The following is a 20,811-nucleotide window of genomic DNA, read 5'->3' as shown; positions in this document are numbered from 1 at the left end:
CAAAGTGGGCCGCCGCCGGCCTGACCAACCGGCGGCGGAGCTGTCGGCCCGGTCGCGTCAGCCGGTCTTGACGGGCAGCTCGGTGAGCAGCTGTTCGACCCGGGCGCGGATGGCGTCGCGGATCGGGCGGACGGCGTCGATGCCCTGCCCGGCCGGGTCGTCGAGCTTCCAGTCCAGGTACCGCTTGCCGGGGAACACGGGGCAGACGTCGCCGCAGCCCATGGTGATGAGCACGTCGGAGGATTCGGCGGTCTCGTAGTCGAGTTTGCGTGGGGTGTTGGCGGTGATGTCGATGCCGACCTCCCGCATCGCCTCGACGGCGGCAGGGTTGATCTGCGTCGCGGGTTCGCTGCCGGCGGAGCGGACCTCGACGGTGTCGCCGGCGAGGTGGCGCAGCCAGCCGGCGGCCATCTGGGAGCGTCCGGCGTTGTGCACGCAGACGAACAGGACGCTGGGCTTGTCACTCATGTGCTTCGGTTCCTCCGGGTTTGATCGGCACGTGCGTTGGTGAGGTCGCTGCGATGGAGCTCAGGAAGCGCGGACGCTGCGCTTGCCGGTGCGTGCGGGCCGGTCGCTCGGGTGCGCGACGACGACCTCGTCGGCGTTGCGGCCGGCGTCCGGGTACAGCGCCAGCAGCAGCCCGACCCCGATGAGCAGCCCGACGATCTGCGCGACGACGAACCCGGGCACCGAGCCGGGTGCAATCCCGGCGAAGGTGTCGGTGAACGCCCGGCCGATCGTGACGGCAGGGATGGCGAAGCTGGTGGAGGACGTGAACCAGTACGCGGCGCCGATGTACGCACCGACCGCGGCCGGTGCCACGGTGGCGCGGCCGGAGCGGGCCAGAGCGAAGATGAGCAGAATCAGCCCGGTGGTGGCGACGACCTCACCAAGCCACAGGTGCCCGGCAGACCGTTCCTTGCCGGAGAAGTCGACCGCGGACAGGTCAAACATCAGGTTGGCCAGGATCGACCCGCCGATCGCGCCAGCGGTCTGCGCGAGGATGTACCCGCCGAGGTCGCGCAGGGTCAGCCCGGTGCGGGTGCGGCGGCCGAGGAACCAGTCCGCGGCGGACACGACCGGGTTGAAGTGCGCGCCGGAGACCGGCCCGAAGGTGAGGATCAGCGCGGCGAGCGCGAACGCTGTGGCGACGGAGTTCTCCAGCAGCTGTAGCCCGACGTCGTTCGGGGAGAGCGTGGTGGCCATGATGCCGGAGCCGACGACGGCGGTGACGAGCAGCGCGGTGCCGACGAATTCGGCGAGGAACCGTCGCCACGGTGCTGGGTGAGTCATCGGGTGCTGCTCCTGCTCTGCGGACGGATGAGACGGGTCGAGCGATGTGGGCACGGTCCGGTGAGGTGTCTATGCGGTGGCGGGGACGTCGAGCTGGTCGATGAGGCGCCGGACGCGGCGTTCGATCTCGTCGCGCAGGGGACGGACGCCGTCGAGGTCCCAGCCGGCCGGGTCGTCGAGGTCCCAGTTCTCGTAGCGGGTGCTGGGGAAGACGGGGCAGGCGTCGCCGCAGCCCATGGTGACCACGACGTCGGCGGCGCGGACGACCTCGTCGGTCCATGGCTTCGGGTACTCGTCGGTGATGTCGATGCCGCGTTCGGCCATCGCCGCGACTGCGGCGGGGTTGACCTCGGTGCCGGGTTCGGAGCCGCCGGACCAGGCCACGGCGCGGTCGCCGGTGAGGTGGGTGAACCAGCCGAGGGCGATCTGGGACCGGCCGGCGTTGTGGGTGCACAGGAACAGCACGACGGGTTTGCCGTCGCGGTGTTTGCCTTCGACGCGGGCGAGGGCTTGGAGGCGTTGGCGGGCGAAGCGTTCGGCGAGCAGCGGCAGGAAGTTCGGCACGCTGCTCAGGTTGGCGAACTGGTCGTAGCTGGTGTGCAGGAACCGTTCGATGGTCTCGGCGCCGTAGGTGCCGTCGAACTCGCGGGCGAGGCGGACCGCGGCGGTGCGCAGTGCGAGCTGCTGGTCGACGGACAGGTCCTGGTGGTAGTAGACGATCGCGTCAGTCATGAGGTGCTCCGGTGCGCTGGGCGGGTGCGGGCGTCGGCCCGGCCGCGGGGTGCAGGGCTGGTGCGAGGCGGTCGATGCGGGCGGCGAGGTCGGCGAAGGTGGCCTCGAACGCGGCGTCGGTGTCCGCAGGCGCCGGCACCGACCAGTGCAGACGCGGCCGGACACCCTGGGTGAGGTCTTCGTGGGCGTTGTCGCAGACGGCGACGACGAGGTCGGTGTCGTGGACGATGTCGGCGACGTGGGCGGTGCCGGTCGCGTTGATCAGCAGTCCGTGGCGGCGGGCCACGGTCACGGCGCGGGGGTTGACCCGAGCGGCGGGCTGCGTGCCGGCCGATGCGGCGGGAATCGTGGCCCGGTGCGTCCACAGCGCCGCGGCGAGCTGGGAGCGGGCGGAGTTGTGCGTACACACGAACACCACCCGCGTCACGTCGATCAGGACCGGCGCGGCAAGCAAGGCGAGGGCGTTCGGCTCTAGGCGCAGGTAGGTGCGGCGCCGGTCGCCTTCGGACCGGGTCCGGACGAGCAGTCCGGCCTCGTCGAGGACGTTGACGTGGTGGGCGACGAGGTTGGTGGGCAGGTTGAGGCTGCGGGCGATCTCGCCGGGTGAGGCGTCGCTGAGGGTGAGCGTGTCCACGATGGCCAGGCGTGCCGGGTCACCGAGGGCGGCGTGGATACGGGCGCGCCGCTGTACCAAAGAAAGCTCAGCGTTCATTGACTCAATGATGAGTGAGCGTTATCGGCTGCGTCAAATGAACAGTTGGAGCCGCCGTCCGCCAAAGGTGCCGGTGTGGCTGGACCTTGGTGGCAGGTGTTCACAGGCCACGTCGGGCCGCGTTGACGCCGACATTCGGCACCGACGCGGCCCGGCGGCAATCAGGCGGCGGGATGCGACTCCAGCGCTTGCCCGGCCGAGCCGGTGAGGCGCTGGTAGAAGTAGAACCTCGGGGCCGGCGCGACGACGGTGGGCATCGTCCAGTCCTTGCCGAGCAGCGGCGGCAGCGGCTCGCCGTCGGCCAGGACGGTGAAGCCGTGGCGGGTGTAGAAGCGGCGCAGCCCGTCGAGGTCGTAGCCGTCGATGGCGTTGCCGAACCACACGCGGACGCCCTGCGCGGCCAGTTCCTCGCGCATGGCGGTGAGCAGCGCGCCGCCGATGCCCCGGTCACGGAACGCGGGTGCGACGCACATCAGATCGAGCTCGCGGTGCTTATCCAGGACGGTGCGGTAGTCACGGTTGCCGGGCAGTCGCCCGCCGGCCAGCATGGCGGTGGCGGCGACCTGGGCCCGGCACGCGAGTGCCGCGCCGGCCAGCGCGCTGGTGTCGGGGTCGTGGTAGCGCAGCACCAGCGGCGCGTACATGTGGTCCGAACTTGTCGGCGGGACCGCGAACTCGTCGATGTCGGAGAACACCGACTCGAACAGGGCCTGCACCTCTCGACGCTCCGCGTCAGTGGTTGCGTGGGTGATCACGCCGGGATCGTAAAGATCCCGCGGAGGCGGCGAGGCGGAATCCGCGGAATGACCTGCAGTTCGCGCTGCTGCCATCGGTGCCGGCGGCACGCGAATGCCGAGCGGCGCATGGTGGAACCGGCGGGCCGGTTCGCGTCAGCCGACCGTTGCTGCGACGTCGACGGTGAGCAGGGCGGCGAGCTGGCGCATGATGCCGGGCCGCGCTCGGTAGTAGACCCAGGTCCCGCGCCGGTCGGAGTCCACGAGGCCGGCCTCGCGCAGGGTCTTGAGGTGGTGGGAGATCGTCGGCCCGGACAGTTCGAACGCCGGGGTGAGGTCGCAGACGCAGATCTCCCCGTCGGGTGCCGAGGCGATCATCGACATCAGCTGCAGCCGGACCGGGTCGCCGAGGGCCTTGAATGCTGGGGCGAGCACGGCGGCGGTCTCGGCGGGGATGCGGTGCTGCGCGATCGGCGGGCAGCACGGGGTGTCCGCGTTGAGGTCGGTGAGGGTGAGCACCGCCGCTTGTTTTGACATGCCTCTAGGTTGACAGATCTCGAATCAGCGTGCAACCGTTTGATTCGACAGACGTCAAGACAGTCCGTGGCGCACGATGAGGAGACCGTCATGTTCCGCTTCCCCCGCCGCTCGAGCCCGCCGGCCGGCGTCCAGTTCTGCGACAGCTGCGCCGAGGTCAGCACCGCCGCCGACCGCGCGCAGCGCCGCGTCGAACGCACCCGTGCCGACCTCGCCGCCCTGACCGGTCCCCGCTAGCCCGGCACCCAATCTGATCCACAGCCGTTTCACCCATCGATCGTTGAAGGAGAGCATGACCATGACCGGCATCCAGACCCGGGGCGGTTTCACCGGCGACCCAGCCGCAGCCCTCGACGTGGCCGGCACCAGTGGCTGCTGCGGCAACCCGCCCACGACGACCCTCACCCTGCCCGACCCCGACCAGTCCGCGGTGGCCGGTGCGTCGCCGTGTTGCGGCACCATAGCCGAGGCGACCGAGGCGGGCGCCTGCTGCGGGACGTCGGCGAAGGCTGAGGCGGTCGCCTCCGGCACGGGCTGCTGCGGATGAGCACCGCCGCCAGCCGTCCGGCCACGACCGTGGCTGCTCTCGCGCACCTGCTCGACGAGGTGTCCGGCGAGCGGATGGCCGCCACAGTCGCCATCCTCGCCGGCGTGCCGTTCGCCGGTCGCCGGGTCGGGTCGGCCGGCGGCGCCGCGGCCTGCGCCTGGCTCGCCCAGCACCTCGCCGACCTCGGCGCGACCGTGACCCTGGAGCCGTTCGCGGTCCGGTTCGTCCCCGAGGTCTACACCACCCCGGACGTGCACTGGCACGACGGCCGCACCATCCGACGTCTCTCCTTCGGCCGGGACGTCGCGGTCCACCTCGCCTCCGCCGACCAGCCCCTCACCCGCCGTGGCGACCTGGCGGTCGCCGGTGCCGGCGATCCCGGCGGCCGATGGCTGGTCGTGCCGACCGGGATGACGCTGTTCGACGCCTACGGCCACGCCCACGGCGCCGCCGGACTACTGTTCGGCCGGGGTGTGGACGCCGACGGCTGGCACTACACGATGCTCGCCGGCCCGAACCCCGGCCCACTGCCGATCCTCACCCTCGACACCACCACCCACACCACGCTGCATACCGCGGCGGCGGCCGGCAGCGGTTGGCTGGCCGGGAACACACCGATCCGGCGGCTCGACGTCCCGGCCACCAACGTGCACGGCACCTGGCCGGCCGACACCTCCGCAGACGAGGGTGTGGAGGTGCTGCTGACCGCGCACTACGACGGTGTCGGCGACCACCCTGGCCTGCGCCAGCCCGCGGCAGCCGACAATGGCAGCGGCGTCGCCGTCGTCCTGGAGGCCGCCCGCGTCCTCGCCCGGCACCTTCCCGGGATCGCGCGGCTGTCGGTCGCGCTGCTCGACGCCGAGGAAGCCGGCGCGCTCGGCTCCGCGCACCACGCGGAACAACTGCGCCAGGCCGGCGCCACGCCGCTGGTGATCAACGTCGACGGCGCCGGGAACCTGCACCAGGCCGCCGCCGTCGAGGGCGGCGGCCCCGCCCACGCGCTCCTCGCGGCACTCGATCAGGCCGGCCGGCATACCGGTCTGCCCCTGGTCGCCGGGCCGGTCGCCTCGGACAACCGCCGCTACGGGGCCGTGGGCCTTCCGGCGGTCGGGGTCGGCGCCGGGATGGCCGGCTACCACAGCCCCGCAGACACCCCGGACCGGGTGGAAACCGCCACCCTGACCGCCGTCGCCCGGCTCGTCACCGCCACGGGATGGCTCGTAACAGTCGACCCGGCTACACTTCAATCGTTGATCGGCGATAAACGATGAAGTTGGTGGATGGTGACCGAACTCCTCGACCGGACGACCGCGGAGACGTACGCGTCGTGGTTCCGTGCCCTCGCGGACCCGTCCCGGGTGCAGATCGTGGAGTACCTCGCGCGGCAGGGCAAGCCGCTGAGCGTCGGGGAGATCGTCGCCGCGGTCGGGCTGGCGCAGTCGACGGTGTCGCAGCACCTGAAGATCCTGACCGAGGTCCGGTTCGTCCTGGTGGAGCCGGTCGGCACCGCTCGGCACTACCGGATCAACACCACCTGCATCGACTGTTTCCCGTCCGCCGCCGACGTCGTGATGGGCAAACCGGCCCCCAGTCCGATCGGCGGCTGCGCATGACCGACATCGCGATCCGGGCGATGACCGCCGACGACGCCGTCGCGGTCCTGGCGATCTACCAGGCGGGCATGGACGCCGGCGACGCCAGCTTCGAGGACACCGCCCCCACCTGGGAAACGTTCGACGCGGGCAAGCTGCCCGCCCACCGGCACGTCGCGGTCGATCCCGACGGCACCGTCCTCGGCTGGGTCGCTGTCTCCCGGGTGTCCGCCCGGCAGGTGTACGCCGGAGTGGTTGAGCACTCCGTCTACGTCGACCCCGCCGCCCAGGGCCGCGGCGTCGGCCGGGCCCTGCTCGACGCGCTGATCGCCTCGACCGAGGCGGCCGGGATCTGGACCATCCAGTCCGGGATCTTCCCCGAAAACACCGCCAGCCGCGCCCTGCACCGCGTCGCCGGCTTCCGCGAGCTCGGCGTCCGGGAACGCATCGGCCGGCACGCCAGCCAGGGCAACCGGTGGCGCGACGTCGTCTTCATCGAGCGCCGCAGCCCGCTCGTGGTCTGACCTGTCACCCGCAGCAAACACCGCACCGCAGTCCGCCCTCCTATTTCGAACGTCGTCAAGGCATTGGAGTTCGTTGTGAGTACCCGTCTGGAAGACCTGCCCGTCGTCGTCATCGGGGCCGGCCCGGTCGGCCTGGCCGCCGCCGCCCACCTGCACGAGCGGGGCCTGCCGTTCACCGTGCTGGAGGCCGGCGACACCCCGGCCGCCGCCGTGCGGCAGTGGAGCCACGTGCGGCTGTTCTCGCCGTGGCGGTACAACATCGACGCCGCCGCCCGCCGGCTCCTCGCCGAGGCCGGCTGGGTCGAACCCGACCCGGAGCGCCTGCCCACCGGCGGGCAACTCGCCGGCGACTACCTGCAGCCCCTCGCCGACCTGCCCGCGCTCAAGCCGAACGTCCGCTACAGCACCCGGGTGGTGGCCGTGACCCGCCTCGGCCTGGACCGGCTGCGCACCGCCGGCCGGGAGACCACCCCGTTCCTGGTCCGCCTCGCCGACGGCACCGACCTGCTCGCCCGCGCCGTGATCGACGCGTCCGGCACCTGGTCCACCCCGAACGTCCTCGGCGCCTCGGGCATCCCCGCCCACGGCGAGACCACCGCCGCGTCGTTCATCGAACACGCGCTACCCGACGTCCTCGGCGCCGACCGGGACCGGTTCGCCGGCAAGCGCACCCTGGTCGTCGGCGCCGGGCACTCCGCCGCGAACACCCTCCTCGTCCTGGCCGACCTGACCCAGGAGGTGCCGGGCACGCAGGTGACCTGGGCGATCCGCGCCGCCTCCCCGGCCCGCACCTACGGCGGCGAGGCCGCCGACGCCCTCCCGGCCCGCGGCGCGATCGGCACCCGGCTGCGTGAACACGTCGACGCCGGCCGGATCGAACTCGTCACCGGGTTCTCCGCCGAGACCCTGACCGTCCTACCCGACGGGGGCGTCGCGGTGTCCGACGGGGTGCGCACGGTGGTCGTGGACCGGATCGTGGCGGCAACCGGGTTCCGGCCCGATCATGGGTTCGTGTCGGAGCTGCGCCTGGACCTGGACCCGATCATGGGCTCCACCCGCGCCCTCGCGCCGCTGATCGACCCGAACGAGCACTCCTGCGGCACCGTCCCGCCGCACGGGGCCGACGAGCTCGGCCACCCTGAGGCCGGGTTCTACGCGATCGGTGTGAAGAGCTACGGCCGCGCCCCGACGTTCCTCCTGGCCACCGGCTACGAGCAGGCCCGCTCCGTGGTCGCCGCCCTCGCCGGGGACTGGGATGCCGCCCGCGACGTCCAGCTCGACCTGCCCGAGACCGGGGTGTGCAACAGCAACCCGGTCGTCGGTGACGACACCGTCGACGCGGCCGGTGGCGGCTGCTGTGGCACCCCCGCCGAGGTCACCGTGCCTTCGGGACGTGGGTTGGCGACCGGGATCGCAGGCGGGCTCCTGTCCGCGCCGTTGACCCTGGTCTCGGTGTCGCAGCCCGCCTCGGGTGAGCAGGCCGGCGGCTGCTGCGGCTGATGACGCCGCCCCCCACCCACATTTCGACACCGGTGGCCGCTGACCCGCGCGGCGGCGACCACCGGCCGGCCTTCCACGGCTGGCGGATCGTCGCCGTCTTCGCGGTCACCCAGACCGTCGGGTACGGCTGCCTGTACTACGCCTTCGCGGTGCTGCTGCACCCGATCGCCGCTGACCTGCACACCTCCGCGACCGCGGTCACCGGTGCGATCACCGCCGCGCTGCTCGCCTCCGCCGCAGCCGCCGTGCCGGTCGGGCGATGGCTGGACCGCCACGGTGGGCGGGCGCTCATGACCACCGGGACGGTCGCCGGCGCGGGACTGCTCGTGGCCTGCTCGCAGGTGCATGCCGTGTGGCAGTTGTACGCGGTGTTCGTCGGGCTCGGCGTCGCGATGGCGATGGCGCTGTACGAACCGGCGACCGCCGTCATCGTGTCCTGGTTCGACCCGGCCCGCCGAGCGAAGGCGCTGCTCGCGATGATCGTCGTGGCCGGGTTCGCCAGCACCATCTTCATGCCCCTCACCGGGCAGCTCGAACACCGGCACGGCTGGCGCACCACCCTGCTCGTCCTCGCCGCCGTGTACGCGGCCGTCGCCGTGCCGCTGCACGGCCTCGTCATCCGCCGCCCACCGACCGGACCGGTCGCCGCGCCGAGCGCCACCCGCGCGCAACGTCGAACCCTCGTCCGGGTAGCTGTCCGCGACGGCCGGTTCTGGTGCCTGGCCGTCGCGTTCGTCGCGCACGGCGCCGCGATGAGCGCCATGACCGTGCACCTCGTCGGGTTCCTCGTCCACGAAGGCCACCCGGCCACGTTCGCCGCCACCGTCGCCGGGCTCCTCGGCGTGCTGTCCGTGACCGGCCGGCTCGTCCTCACCGCCGCGCAACGCCGCTTCCGGCTGCACCGCGTCGTCGCCCTCGTCTTCACCGTGCAGGCCGCCGCAGCGCTCAGCCTGCCGATCGCCGGTGCGACCCGCCTGGGCGCGGTCATCGCGGTCACCGGGTTCGGGATCGGGTTCGGCGTGTCCAGCCTCGCCATTCCCGGCCTGCTCGCCGACCGGTACGGCACCACCGCCTACGCCAGCATCGCCGGTGCCCTCGCCACCCCGGTCACCCTCGCCAAAGCCGGCGCACCCCTCGCCGCCGCCGCCCTCTACACCACCACCGGCAGCTACACCCCGGTCCTGCTCACCATCGGCACATCCAGCATCGTCGCGGTCGTCGGCATCCTCACCCGCGCCACCTCCGCCCCGCCACACGCCAGCGACGTCCGCGATATCGCCGGCGCCACCGCAGCGCACAGCACGGACCTCACCGCGCCCTCGACCGGCGGACGCCAGCACCGGCCGAGCGGCCAGCGAGCCGACACGGAGCCGTAGGGTGCCAGCTGTGCCGACCCCCTCAGCCGCCGACCGGGCCAACACCCGGTCATCGTTGCCGGTCGCGTTCGCCGCCGGCGCGGCCGTCGGCGTGCTGGGTGGGATGATCGGCCTCGGCGGCGCCGAGTTCCGCCTCCCGCTGCTGATCACGCTGTTCGGGTTCGTAGCGCTGCAGGCCGTGATCCTCAACAAGGCCCTCAGTCTGGTCGTGGTCGTCACCGCACTGCCCGCCCGGCTCACCGCCGTGCCCCTGTCCGCGCTGTGGCCGCACTGGGACGTGGTGGCGAACCTGCTGCTCGGCAGCCTCGCCGGCGCCTGGGCCGGAGCGTCCTGGGCCACCCGGATGCGCACTACGACCCTCTACCGCGTCCTGGCCGCACTCCTCGTCCTCATCGCGCTCGCCTTGATCGGCAACCACGCCGGCACTCTGCACCACGTCGCCCTCGCGCCCGCCGTCGTCGTCGCGGCAGGCGTCGTGGCAGGGTTCGGGATCGGCGTCGTCGCCGCGATCATGGGTGTGGCAGGCGGTGAACTGCTCATCCCGACGATCGTGCTGCTGTTCGGCACCGACATCAAAGTCGCCGGCAGTCTCTCCCTCGCCGTCTCGCTCCCCACGATGCTCGTCGCGTTCGCCCGCTACAGCCACGACGGTAGCTTCACCGTCCTACGCCGCCACGCCCGCCTCGTTGCCGTGCTGGCCGCGGGGTCGATCACCGGCACCGTTCTCGGCGGTCTGCTGCTCGGCGCCGTCCCTGACACCGTCCTCGTGCCTGGGCTCGCCCTGCTGCTGCTTCTGTCCTCCGTCAAGGTCTGGCGGCACGCCACCGACGGCGACCACAACCGCGCTCAGCCGGTCACGCGCGCCTGACGCGACGGCTGCCGCGTGAACTGGTCGAGGACGTGCGCGGCGTCGCGGCCGACCCCGCGCAGCGTGGCCGAGGCGAAACTCCGTTGCCGCTCCAACCCGACATACCCCGGCCCGGGCACCGATGTTGACACGCCGCCGGCGTGCAGCGGCACACCGTGCGCGTCGAGCGCCCCGGTCCCGGCCAGGTACGACAGGTCGGACCGGTAACCGGTCGCCAGGACGATGGCATCGACGCGTTCCCGGGCGCCGTCCGGCCACACGACGTGCTCGCCGTCCACCCGCTCGAACAGCGTCCGGTGCTCGGGCCTGCCGGAGCGGACCGCCGCCCGGTACCGGCCGTCGTCGATCACCGGCACGGTGCCCCTCGCCAGCCACGGCCCGAGACGGGAACTGTCCAGGCCAGTGCGGGTCAGCCACCAGTGGAAATCCCGACCCAGGATCCGCTGCGGCTGCCACCGCAACGGCCGTCGGGTGGCGATGCTGACGTGCGCGACCCCGGCGAGCTCGACGGCGATCTGCACCGCCGATTTCCCACCACCGACCACGACCACCCTGGCACCGGCGAACGGCACCGGGTCACGGTACTGCGCGGAGTGCAGCACCGAGCCCGCGAACGTGTCCAGACCCGGCAGCGGCGGCCGAAATGGCGACCCGAACCCACCGCTCGCCGCGACCACCGCACCGGCCTCCACAACGCCGCCCGCCGCCGTCGTCACCATGAACCCGCCGGCCGACCCGACGACCCGATCGACCCGCTGCCCGAACCGCACCTCGGCGTCCAGGCGGGTCGCGTAGGACGTCAGGTAATCCACGACCTCGTCCCGCAGCGGATACCGATCCGGATCGCCGGGGAACGGCAGGCCCAGCAGCGACGAGAACCGGGCCGGGGAGAACAGCGTCAGGCTGTCGTAGTAGCGCGGCCACGAGCCGCCGGGCACTGCCTGCGCGTCCAGCACGAGCGGTGCCAGGCCGCGGGACACCGCGATGGACGCGGTGGCCAGGCCTGCCTGGCCACCGCCGATCACCACAAGGTCAGCACGAGTCACACCAACAATGTCCCGTCAGATCGGGAAAAGACGAAATGAAGCCGACGGAGCAGACTAGAACCCGATGACGACCCCGACACCCCTGCACGGGCCGACCCAAGACTTCCTCAAGGCCCTCGCCAGCGAGACCCGCCAGCAGATCATGCTGCTGTTCACCGGCGGCAAGGAACTCACCGTCGGCGAGGTCGCCGACTGCTGCGGGCTCGGACAGTCCACCACCTCCGAGCAGCTCACGATCCTGCGCCGCGGTGGCCTCGTCCAGTCCACCCGCGACGGCAAACTCGTGCGCTACCGCGCCGACCCGACCACCATCAACGCCCGCCTCGGCGAACTGCAGACCTACCTCGCCTGCTGCTGCCCGCCCGTCACCGACGACTCCGCCGATTCCATCAAGTCAACGTCACCGGCATCGCCGTCCGTCACGCCGCCCAGGTCGCCGACCTCCATGGCCGCCTGTACCGCCGCCGACAACTCCCACGACCAACGCCGACCGCCCGGCCAACAAACATCCAGCAGTCGCCCGGCCGAGTGACACCGAACCCTCCCGGCATCCACCAACCTGAACCCCATAGGCCCAGGCGGGAGGACACAACCATGGCGAGCAAAGGCGTGATCTTCAAACGGTGCGGCTGCCGTGACGGCAACGGCCGGCGCCTCGAACAGCGCTGCCCACGGCTGATCGAGCAGGCGCACGGGTCGTGGTGCTTCCACGCCTCGGCCCGCAACCTACTCGGCCGCTCCGAACGGGTCCGCCGCGGCGGCTACCCCTCCCAGGCCGCCGCCCGCCGGGCCCGTGATGAGTGGCTGGCCGCCACCGGCGAGGAACGCACCGCCCGGTCCTGGACGGTGGAGCGGTGGCTGCGGTACTGGCTGTCCACCCGCACCCACCTGCGACCCACGAGCATGTTGCACTACACCCGCGACGTCGAACAGGTTCTGATCCCCCGGCTCGGCACCCTGCGCCTCGCCGACCTCGACGGGCCGCTGCTGCGGGCCAGGTTCGCCGAGATCGCCAAGACCACCAACCGCAAGGGCCAGCCACAGTCGCCGTCCGCGATGCAGCACCTGCGGACCACCCTGTGCGCGGCACTCAACCATGCCGTCCGCGAAGGCATGATCGAAGCCAACCCGGCCCGGCACATCGAAGTCCGCGGCTACCGACGTCCACACGCCAAAGTCTGGACCGACGACCAGGTCACCGACTGGCAGCACACCGGCCAGCGCCCCGCCGTCGCGGTGTGGACCGCCGAGCACCTCGCCACGTTCCTCACCGCCGTCACCGACGACAGCCTCTACGCCCTTTGGTGGCTCGTCGGCCTCCGCGGCCTGCGCCGCGGTGAGGCCTGCGGACTGCGGTGGAGCGACATCGACCTCGACCGCGGCGTCCTCTACATCGTCCGCAACCGCACCACCGCCGGCTACCAGGTCATCGAAGGCCCACCCAAAACCGCAGCCGGCACCCGCGCCGTCGCCCTCGACGAACACACCCTGCAGATCCTGCGGCAACACCGCGCCCGGCAGATCGAGAAACGGACCCGCCGCCGCGCCGCCGGCAAACCCTGGCAGGACTCCGGGTACGTGTTCGTCCGCATGGACGGCCTACCCATCCACCCCAGCAACGTCAGCTGCCGCTTCCGCCAACTCCTCAACCGCATCGACGTCCCACCGATCCGGCTGCACGACCTGCGTCACACCGCCGCCTCAATCGCCCACCAGGCCGGCGCCGACCTCAAAACCCTGCAAGACCTGCTCGGGCACTCCAGCATCCTCGTCACCGCCGACACCTACACCAGCGTCCTTCCCGTCGCCCAACGGCGCTGCGCCAACGCCACCGCCAAACTCGTCGTCACCGCCGCCCGACGCACCCGCAACAAGATCCGCGAGAAAGCCAGCCGCAACCGACCACAGTCCCGAGCGGCCACCGGGACACCCGCACCGACCGGCCCGACAACGGCGATCAAAGACCTGCCCAGCGGGCCGGAAGCACGCGCTGTGACGACACCCAAGCGACACCCACGTGACACCCACCGTCCACAACAGACAGACACGAAGAAGCGGTCGTCCCGCGTTTCCGCAGGTCAACCGCCTCTTGATGTTGCGCGCCCGAAGGGACTCGAACCCCTAACCTTCTGATCCGTAGTCAGATGCTCTATCCGTTGAGCTACGGGCGCTTGGTGCTCACCTAGTGTACACACCAGGTTTTGCGCGGAGGCTCCGGGATTCGAACCCGGGATGGGCTTTAAGACCCAAACCGCATTAGCAGTGCGGCGCCATAGACCGAACTAGGCGAAGCCTCCACAGCCCCTGTCGCCAGGAGCCGCCGTCCGAGGATACAGGGACAGCAAAGGACCGGGCAAAGCGGGTACGCTCCCGGCGCGCCGCGACGACCACCGCCACTGCCCTGGACCACGTTTGCGCTGCTCACGGCGCTGGGGCCGACCGGCGCGCCGTCTCTCACCCCGCTCACCCAGGAGTGCCATGCTGACGCGCGCCCTCCGTCGTCCCCTGCTGCTCGCAGCGGCGACGGCGATCACCATCGCCACCGCAGTGGTTCCCGTCACACCTGCCGTCGCGGCCGACCCGGCGCAGGGCAGCCTCGTCGGGCATCTTGTCGACCCGAGCGGCGCGCCGGTCGCCGGTGCGCAGGTCAGCCTCCAGCTCAACGGCGCGCAGTACGGCGCCGCGACCACCGACGCCGCCGGTGCGTACGGCTTCGCGGGGCTGCCGTCAGGGCAGTTCCTGGTCGCGTTCACGATCCATGCGCAGACCGGCTCCGCAAGCTTCACCCAGTGGGCGCACCGGCAGGTGGCGTACTGGAGCGCTCAGGCGTTCACCGTGGGCGCGGGAGCCACGGTGATCGTCGACGAGCAGCTGCTGCCGGTCGGCACGGTCACCGGGCGCCTGCTCGAGCGGGACGGCGCGCCGGCAGACGTGTTCGTGACCTTCCACGACGCGGGCACGGGGGAAGTCGTGGCAACCGCGTCCTCGGCGTCCGGCGGGTGGTTCGAGGTCATGGTGCCGGCCGGCGGGTACAAGATCTCGTACGCCGTGGACGGCCGGGTCACGCAGTGGTCCGGTGGGGGGCGGAGCCTGGAGACCGCTGGCACGGTGCCGGTCGCCGAGGGGCAGACGGTCACGGTCGAGGAGCACGCGCTGGCCACCGGGGCCGTCGGTGGCCGGCTGACCAGGGCCGACGGCAGCCCGGTCGCCGGCTCGTGGGTGGCGGTCGGCGACGAGCTGGGCAACGTGGCCGGCGGACCGACCGACGCCGACGGGCGGTACCAGGTCGGTGGCCTGCCCGTCGAGGGCCGGTACACCGTGGGCTTCGGCGGCCTGCACGGGGTCACCCAGTGGGCGCACGACTCGCTGGCGGAGGCGGGCGCGCAGCGGTTCATGGTGGCCGAGGGGCAGACGACCACCGTCGACGAGCGGTTCCGGCCGACGGGCGCCGTCCGGGTCGTCACGCACGACGCGGCGAGTGGCGCGCCGGTGCAGCGGTTCTGCCTCTGGACAGCGGAGAGCTCGATGTACCAGGGTTGCACCGACAACGGCGAGGTGCTCCTGGACGAGGTGTACGCCGGATCCTGGCACCTGGTCGTCAGCACCGACGACGGCGTCCACCTGGACCGGCACAACGCCCTCGCGGTCGTCGCCGGTGGGCAGACCACGCAGGTCGACGTCGCCCTGACGGCGGGTGCCACGATCACAACCACGCTCACCGACCGCGCGACCGGTGGCCCGGCCCACGGCTGCGTGCAGCCGGTCGATGTGGACCGGCCGCTGGCCGACACCGGCTTCCGCCAGTGGTGCACCGGCGAGGACGGCAACACGCTCCGGATCGGGCCGCTCGCGCCCGGCACGTACCAGCTGATCGCCGACCCTGACGTGGACACGCTCGGGCTGCAGTGGGTGGGTGCGACCGGCGGGACCGGCAGTCGCGAAGCGGCTCAGCGCATCACCGTGACGAGCGGTGCCGTCGTCGCCGGTCCCGCCGTGGTGTTCGACCGGGCCGGGGTGATCCGCGGCAGGTACACCGAGGCCTGCACCGGCGCACCGGTCGGCGGCGCCTGCGTCTCCGTCATCACCCCGCCCCGCAACCCGGTCGGCGGCGACGGCTGTGGCCTGGCCACCCAGGCGGACGGCACGTACACGCTGAGCGGCATCGGTCCGTACACCTGGGCGGTCGGCTTCGCGGAGGCCTCGTACCAGTGGCGCTGGACCGGCAACGCGGTCAACCGGCACGAGGCGAGCACGGTCACGGTCGTCGCCGGTGGGAAGGTGACGGCCAGCCTGAAGGCCCGCCGCGGCGGCGGCACCGTCGCGGGCACCATCCGCGACACGACCGGCGCCCCGGTCCCGGTCGAGCTGCGCGCCGTCGACGCGCTGTCGGGCGAGCCGGTCGCGTTCGCCGCCAACGTCAACCAGGACGGCACGTACACGATCGCGAACATCGCACCGCAACAGGTCAAGCTCCATTACGTCACGTACGACGGCCGCTCCGGCTGGCTCGGCGGCACCGACCTGGCCACCGCGCAGACGTACGGGGTCAGGAACAACCGCACGACAACGGTCACGGTCACGATCCCCGCCGGATGACCACCGGCCCGGGGACCCGGCCAGGTCCCCGGGCCGCAAGACGGGTGCTGGGCGGGCAGGCGCATTACGCTCTTGCGGATGGGAGAGGATCCAAAGTCCACTCAGCCTCCGCGTTCCGACGAGACGCCCTCCCGCCCGAGGGTCCTCGGCGACACGTCCCTGCGGTTCGAGCCGCCGCCGCAGGACGACCCTGCGGACGCGCCAGCGCCGCCTGTCGCCACGCCCCGGCCGGCGACCACCCCGTTCGGCGCGCCGCCGGCGCCGGTGGAGCCGCCGCGGGCGGTGCCGCCGCAGCCACGGATGCCGCGCCCGGCGGCGGCGCCGGTGACGCCGTTCGCGCCACCGCCGTTCGCGCCACCGCCGTTCGCGCCGCCCGCCAAGGCAGCGCCCGCCAAAGCCGCGCCCGCCAAGGCAGCGCCCATGAAAGCCGCGCCCGCCAAGGCGGCACCAGCGAAAGCCGCGCCCGCGGAAGCCGCGCCAGGGATAGCCGCGCCCGCGAAGGCAGCGGCGCCCGTGAAGGCAGCGGCGCCCGTGAAGGCAGCGGCGCCCGTGAAGGTGACGCCCGCGGAGGCGACGCCCGCGGAGGCGGCGCCGGCGAAGAAGGTGCCGGCGGCCAGGAAGGCTGCCGAGCCGGTGGCGCCGCCGAGCGACGTGCCGCCCGTGAAGAAGGCAGCGAAGAAAGCGGCCAAGAAAGCGGTGGCGAAGAAGGTGGCTCCGACCGCAGAAATACCCGCCGAGGTCCAGATCGTGGAGCCGGCCACCGCGGAGGCCGCCACTCCCGCGAAGGCCGCGCCACCGGCGAAGAAGGCGCCCGCGAAGAAGGCCCTGGCAAAGAAAACGGCGGCTCCGGTGAAGAAAGCTCCGGTGAAGAAAGCGGCGGCCAAGAAAGCGACCGTCGACGTGAGCTCGACGCAAGAGGCGCTTTTCCCGGCCTCGACACCGCAACCGGAGCCGCCGCGGGAGCCGGCACCACAGCCGGAGCCGACACCACAGCCAGAGCCGGAGCCGCAGCCGGCACCACAGCCGGAGCCGACACCGCAGCCAAAGGCGCAGTCCCTGGTTGCCGCACCCGTCGCAGCGGAGGCCGCGGAGACGCCCGGGCGGGCGCCGGTCGGGGAGCGGCGCGGGATCAACCCGGCGTACCTGCCCGAGTTCCTCGCCCTCAGTGCCGTTGCCAGGCTCGGGGCGGGGGCGCGGGAGCGGGTGGCCTGGTACGCGGTCAACTACCCGGACGCCGACGGGGACGCGGTGGGCAGGGCGATCACGCGGGAGTTCGTGCGGCGGGCGAGGCGGCAGGGGTTCGCGGCGGGGGCGGCAGGGTCGCTGGGGTTGCTGGTGGAGGCGGCCGGGGTCAACTGGTTGCACGCGAAGCTCGTCCTGCACCTCGCCGCGGCGCACGGGCACGATCCGCTCGATCGGCAGCGGGCGGCTGAGCTGCTCGTGCTGCAGCGGGTGTACGCCGAGATCGAGACCGCCGAAGCCGCCCTCCTGGCCGCGGAGCAGGCGCAGCGCTCGCGCCGGGCCGGGTCCGGGGTGGGGGTGGCCCGGCTGGCGAGTCCGCTGGGGCGGGCGATCGGCGGCGGGCTGCTGCAGGCCGCGGGCGTCAGGATCGCCCGGCGGGCGGTGCCCGGCATCGGGCCCGTCCTCGGCGCGGTCGCCGCGGTCAGGTCGACCGAGGCGATCGCCATGCGCGCCACCCGCTACTACCGCCGCAAGGCAAAGCCGGCCGACCCCGGCCGCTGACGACCGCTGACAATCGCCCGCGGCCGCTCAACGACCGCTCACGACCGGCGGCGACACGCTCAGAACCGGGGCCGACGGCGACACGCTCGAAACCGCGGCCGGCGGCAGGCCCGCAGCCGGGCCGATCGCGACCGTCGTCCAGGCCCGCGCCTGGGACCCGTCGCCGAACTCGACCATGCCCAGGTAGCGCTTCGCCGGGTCGAGGCCCTTCCACGCCGCCTCGAAGGTCACCACCTGCTGCGGCCGCACCGGTGAGACCTGCGGCGTGACGGTCAGGTTGCCGGCCGCCGTGCCGCCGACCAGGAACGTATGCGCCCTGACCGGCCGGGCGTCGACGTCCGGCGGGGCGGCGAAGCGCACCACGTACACCTCGAACGTGCCGGTGGAGGTGAGGGCGACCTCCTCCTCGGCGGTGGTGCCCTCGCTGCGGTCGACCAGTTCGCCGTCCTGGTACACGTAGAGGTCGAGGTCGGTGCCCGGGGCGTGGTCGGCGGCGAACGTGGCCAGCCGGGCGACCTCGGTGCCGGGCGGCACCGTGACGCCGAACTTGAACACGGCCGGGCCGGTGGCCGGGGCGGTGGGCACGAAGGCGGCCGTGCTCCCGGCGAGCCGGCGCTCGGTGACGGTGGACGCGGCGAGGCCGTGGACCTTGGTCGCGATGCTGCCGGTGTACCCGCCGGTGAGCTCGATCGTGGCGGTGCCGGCGGCGCCGGTGCCGGTGACCTCGCCCGGGCCGGCGAGGGCGACGGGCCGGGCGCCGATCGGGCTGCGCACGGTGTGGCCGCGCAGGTCGGTCCAGGTGAGCGAGCCGAAGGTCCAGGTCCGGTAGGCCGCGTCGGTGCGGGTGATCGTGATCTGGAAGGTGGCGCTCTGCCCGGCGCCGACGGTCAGCGTGCTCGGGGTGACGGTGACGGTGACGCCCGGCGGGGCGGTGACGGTGGCGACGTACACGCTGGGCAGGGCGGAGACGTTGGTGACGGTGCGGGTGACCGTCTGCCGGCCGGGCAGCGCCGCGACGGCGATCGACGGGTAGTTGAGGTCGCTCGGGTCGATGGCGCCGACGGTCGGGCACCAGTCGCTGACGAGCTGGAGCTGGCCGAGGCCGCACGCGTACCGGGCCCAGTCCTGGGGGCCGGACTCGTAGACGAGGCCGGGGTCGAAGGCGCGGGCCGGGGTGACGTGGCCGGCGCCGTAGTCGAAGGGGCTGGCGAGCTCGCCGGCGCGCTGGATCATGCCGTCGTCGCTGTCGAAGACGCTGGCGGTGGTCATCAGCGCGGACTGCACCGCCGACGGCGTCCAGGTGGGGTGGGCGGCGCGGACGAGGGTGGCGATGCCGGCGACGTGCGGGCTGGACATGGAGGTGCCGGACTCGCCGTCGTACAGGTTGCCGTGGTGGCCGGCCGGGGACACGCCGGCGACGATGTCGACGCCGGGGGCGGTGATGTCGGGCTTGATCAGGTCGCCGCCGCCGGCGACGGCGGGGCCGGGCGAGGAGAACGCAGCCATCGCCGGGGCGCGCGGCACGGTCTTCGACACCGCGGACAGCGCGGCGGTCGGGGCGGCGGTCCGCACGTACGCCTTGATCGCGGCGCCGGCGTGGTGGTCGACGTGCACGGTCGGGATGACGTGGTAGTCGGTGTTGAGCGAGTTCTCGTCGGGGTTGTAGAGGACCATGCCGACCCCGCCCGCGTCGCGCACGGCGATGCTCTTGTCGGTGCGCGGGTTGACGCCGCGCTTGCAGAGCACGATCTTGCCTGTGACGGCGGCGGGGTCGAGGGCGCCCGGGTAGCACAGCTCGACCTTGCCGGGCTCGGCGGTCTTGAGCCCGGCGGTGACGGCGTCGACCAGTGGCGCGGACGGCACGGCGGGGCCCTGGCCGGCGCCGGCGTAGGTCTTGCCGTTGCCGAGGGTCACGGACTTGTCGGCGCCGCGGTTGTGGGTGCTGGCGGCGACGGTGGTGACCCACGGCGCGTTGTGCGCGACGGTGGAGGCGTCGGGGCCGCTGTTGCCGGCCGAGGTGGCGATGAAGACCCCGGCCGCGGCCGCGTTGTAGAAGGCGAGCTCGATCGGGTCGACGACGAGCGCCGAGGAGCCGGAGACGGAGTAGTTGAGGACGTCGACGCCGTCGCTGACCGCGTCGTCGACGGCGTCGAGCAGGTCGACGGTGCCGCCGGAGCCCTCGCCGTCGGACTGCCGCCACAGCGCCTTGTACACGGCGATACGGGCGGCGGGCGCCATGCCGGAGACCCTGCCGACGGGGTCGCCGTTGATGGTGGCGGGGATGTCGTGCAGCCCGGCGGCGGTGGTGGCGGTGTGGGTGCCGTGGCCGTCGTAGTCGCGGGGCGAGCGGAACTCCGACTCCCAGCCGCCGAAGCCGCTGCCGTCGTAGTACCGCGCGCCGATGACCTTGTTGTTGCAGGTGATCCTCTGCTGGGCGGTGCCGGTGCCCTCGTCGCACTTGTCGACCCCGCCGGCGTACCACTTCCTGTCGATGACGGCCTGGTCGGGGCGGGGCTCGGGCAGCGGGGCGAGGCTGGGGCTCTCCGGCCAGAACCCGGTGTCGACGACGCCGATGATCATTCCCTCGCCGGCGCGGGACGGGTCGCCGAACTGCTTGCTCCACACGCCGGTGTCGCCGGCGAGGCCGAGGAAGTCGGGGGTGGAGATGGTGTCGACGGTGCGCCGCTCGTTCTTCCAGACGCGCCGCACGCCCGGGATCCGCTCGACGCGCGCCTTCTGCGCCGGGGTCAGGGCGGCCGCGAAGCCGTTGAAGGCCGACTCGTACACGGTGACGGTCCGGCCGATGCCGGCGCGGCGCAGCACGGCGGTGCGGTCGGCCCGGATCCGGCCGCGGGCGCTCTCCTGCCGGCCGGCCGGGTCGCCGGCCAACTGCACGATGTAGAGCGCGGTGTCGGCCCTGGCCCGTGCCGCGACGGGCACGGCGAAGAGGGACGAGGCGACGAGGGTGACGACGAGAAGGATCCGGCCCACGCCAGTCAGACTAAATTGTG

Annotated in this window: 21 protein-coding genes and 2 tRNA genes; 12 read left to right on the top strand and 11 right to left on the bottom strand. The window is 72.7% G+C overall.

Annotation, left to right across the window (positions count from 1 at the left end):
- Positions 1-57: 57 nt before the first annotated feature.
- The 6 genes from AB0H83_RS25205 to AB0H83_RS25180 form a co-directional block, all read right to left on the bottom strand.
- Complete coding sequence (locus AB0H83_RS25205; RefSeq protein WP_360098447.1) at positions 58-468, bottom strand: arsenate reductase ArsC; 411 nt, start codon at positions 466-468, stop codon at positions 58-60.
- A 60-nt stretch (positions 469-528) separates the two neighbouring features.
- Entirely contained in the window at positions 529-1,293 is a 765-nt protein-coding gene (locus AB0H83_RS25200; protein ID WP_360098445.1) for an MIP/aquaporin family protein, read from the bottom strand.
- A gap of 69 nt (positions 1,294-1,362) precedes the next feature.
- Positions 1,363-2,025 carry an arsenate reductase ArsC gene (locus AB0H83_RS25195; protein ID WP_360098444.1) on the bottom strand — a complete coding sequence of 221 codons (663 nt, stop codon included), beginning with the start codon at positions 2,023-2,025 and terminating at the stop codon, positions 1,363-1,365.
- Entirely contained in the window at positions 2,018-2,737 is a 720-nt protein-coding gene (locus AB0H83_RS25190) for a helix-turn-helix domain-containing protein (protein WP_360098442.1), read from the bottom strand. Before AB0H83_RS25190 ends, AB0H83_RS25195 begins: the two co-directional genes overlap by 8 nt.
- 161 nt (positions 2,738-2,898) lie before the next feature.
- Complete coding sequence (locus AB0H83_RS25185) at positions 2,899-3,492, bottom strand: GNAT family N-acetyltransferase (RefSeq protein ID WP_360098440.1); 594 nt, start codon at positions 3,490-3,492, stop codon at positions 2,899-2,901.
- A gap of 135 nt (positions 3,493-3,627) precedes the next feature.
- On the bottom strand, positions 3,628-4,008 hold the full coding sequence (locus AB0H83_RS25180) for a metalloregulator ArsR/SmtB family transcription factor (RefSeq protein ID WP_360098438.1): 381 nt from the start codon (positions 4,006-4,008) through the stop codon (positions 3,628-3,630).
- Positions 4,009-4,098: 90 nt separating this feature from the next.
- On the opposite strand from AB0H83_RS25180, the gene AB0H83_RS25175 reads away from it, so the two are divergent.
- The 8 genes from AB0H83_RS25175 to AB0H83_RS25140 all read left to right on the top strand — a co-directional run bounded on the left by AB0H83_RS25175 (position 4,099) and on the right by AB0H83_RS25140 (position 10,415).
- The gene (locus tag AB0H83_RS25175; RefSeq protein WP_360098436.1) at positions 4,099-4,245 is read left to right on the top strand and encodes a hypothetical protein; all 147 of its coding nucleotides are present in this window, start codon (positions 4,099-4,101) and stop codon (positions 4,243-4,245) included.
- A gap of 61 nt (positions 4,246-4,306) precedes the next feature.
- Positions 4,307-4,555, top strand: a complete 249-nt coding sequence (locus tag AB0H83_RS25170) for a hypothetical protein (protein ID WP_360098434.1) — start codon at positions 4,307-4,309, stop codon at positions 4,553-4,555.
- Positions 4,552-5,826: a M28 family peptidase gene (locus AB0H83_RS25165; RefSeq protein WP_360098432.1), complete on the top strand. Its 1,275-nt coding sequence runs from the start codon at positions 4,552-4,554 to the stop codon at positions 5,824-5,826. Before AB0H83_RS25170 ends, AB0H83_RS25165 begins: the two co-directional genes overlap by 4 nt.
- Positions 5,827-5,835: 9 nt before the next feature.
- Positions 5,836-6,168 (top strand): metalloregulator ArsR/SmtB family transcription factor, encoded by a 333-nt coding sequence (locus tag AB0H83_RS25160; protein WP_360098430.1) that lies wholly within the window; start codon positions 5,836-5,838, stop codon positions 6,166-6,168.
- Positions 6,165-6,671 carry an N-acetyltransferase family protein gene (locus AB0H83_RS25155; protein WP_360098428.1) on the top strand — a complete coding sequence of 169 codons (507 nt, stop codon included), beginning with the start codon at positions 6,165-6,167 and terminating at the stop codon, positions 6,669-6,671. Before AB0H83_RS25160 ends, AB0H83_RS25155 begins: the two co-directional genes overlap by 4 nt.
- A gap of 75 nt (positions 6,672-6,746) precedes the next feature.
- The gene (locus AB0H83_RS25150; protein ID WP_360098426.1) at positions 6,747-8,171 is read left to right on the top strand and encodes an NAD(P)-binding domain-containing protein; all 1,425 of its coding nucleotides are present in this window, start codon (positions 6,747-6,749) and stop codon (positions 8,169-8,171) included.
- 32 nt (positions 8,172-8,203) lie between these two features.
- Positions 8,204-9,547, top strand: a complete 1,344-nt coding sequence (locus tag AB0H83_RS25145) for an MFS transporter (protein ID WP_360098424.1) — start codon at positions 8,204-8,206, stop codon at positions 9,545-9,547.
- A gap of 10 nt (positions 9,548-9,557) precedes the next feature.
- Entirely contained in the window at positions 9,558-10,415 is an 858-nt protein-coding gene (locus AB0H83_RS25140; RefSeq protein WP_360098422.1) for a sulfite exporter TauE/SafE family protein, read from the top strand.
- Here the strand turns inward: AB0H83_RS25140 and AB0H83_RS25135 are convergent.
- A complete protein-coding gene (locus tag AB0H83_RS25135) occupies positions 10,394-11,461 on the bottom strand; it encodes an NAD(P)/FAD-dependent oxidoreductase (protein ID WP_360098420.1) in 1,068 nt (355 codons plus the stop codon). The genes AB0H83_RS25140 and AB0H83_RS25135 overlap by 22 nt on opposite strands.
- A gap of 64 nt (positions 11,462-11,525) precedes the next feature.
- Here AB0H83_RS25135 and AB0H83_RS25130 point away from each other — a divergent pair, with 64 nt between their 5' ends.
- On the top strand, positions 11,526-11,993 hold the full coding sequence (locus tag AB0H83_RS25130; RefSeq protein WP_360098418.1) for a metalloregulator ArsR/SmtB family transcription factor: 468 nt from the start codon (positions 11,526-11,528) through the stop codon (positions 11,991-11,993).
- A gap of 62 nt (positions 11,994-12,055) precedes the next feature.
- Positions 12,056-13,594, top strand: coding sequence for a tyrosine-type recombinase/integrase (locus AB0H83_RS25125; RefSeq protein WP_360098416.1), 1,539 nt, complete (start codon positions 12,056-12,058; stop codon positions 13,592-13,594).
- Here the strand turns inward: AB0H83_RS25125 and AB0H83_RS25120 are convergent.
- Both AB0H83_RS25120 and AB0H83_RS25115 read right to left on the bottom strand, forming a co-directional pair.
- Positions 13,560-13,632, bottom strand: a tRNA-Arg gene (locus AB0H83_RS25120). The genes AB0H83_RS25125 and AB0H83_RS25120 overlap by 35 nt on opposite strands.
- A gap of 35 nt (positions 13,633-13,667) precedes the next feature.
- Positions 13,668-13,758: transfer RNA gene (locus AB0H83_RS25115), tRNA-Ser, on the bottom strand.
- Between the two features lie 181 nt (positions 13,759-13,939).
- On the opposite strand from AB0H83_RS25115, the gene AB0H83_RS25110 reads away from it, so the two are divergent.
- Positions 13,940-16,057: a carboxypeptidase regulatory-like domain-containing protein gene (locus tag AB0H83_RS25110; protein WP_360098414.1), complete on the top strand. Its 2,118-nt coding sequence runs from the start codon at positions 13,940-13,942 to the stop codon at positions 16,055-16,057.
- 101 nt (positions 16,058-16,158) lie between these two features.
- On the opposite strand, the gene AB0H83_RS25105 is transcribed toward AB0H83_RS25110, so the two are convergent.
- Positions 16,159-16,941, bottom strand: a complete 783-nt coding sequence (locus AB0H83_RS25105; protein ID WP_360098412.1) for a hypothetical protein — start codon at positions 16,939-16,941, stop codon at positions 16,159-16,161.
- On the opposite strand from AB0H83_RS25105, the gene AB0H83_RS25100 reads away from it, so the two are divergent.
- Positions 16,922-17,800 carry a hypothetical protein gene (locus tag AB0H83_RS25100; protein WP_360098410.1) on the top strand — a complete coding sequence of 293 codons (879 nt, stop codon included), beginning with the start codon at positions 16,922-16,924 and terminating at the stop codon, positions 17,798-17,800. The two genes, AB0H83_RS25105 and AB0H83_RS25100, sit on opposite strands and share 20 nt — an antisense overlap.
- A gap of 27 nt (positions 17,801-17,827) precedes the next feature.
- Here the strand turns inward: AB0H83_RS25100 and AB0H83_RS25095 are convergent, their stop codons facing one another.
- A complete protein-coding gene (locus AB0H83_RS25095) occupies positions 17,828-20,791 on the bottom strand; it encodes a S8 family peptidase (RefSeq protein ID WP_360098408.1) in 2,964 nt (987 codons plus the stop codon).
- Between the last annotated feature and the right edge of the window lie 20 nt (positions 20,792-20,811).

The organism is Dactylosporangium sp. NPDC050688, assembly GCF_040654515.1.
Taxonomy (GTDB): domain Bacteria; phylum Actinomycetota; class Actinomycetes; order Mycobacteriales; family Micromonosporaceae; genus Dactylosporangium.
Note: the sequence above shows the minus strand (reverse complement) of the source record. Positions and strands in the feature narration are given on the sequence as shown.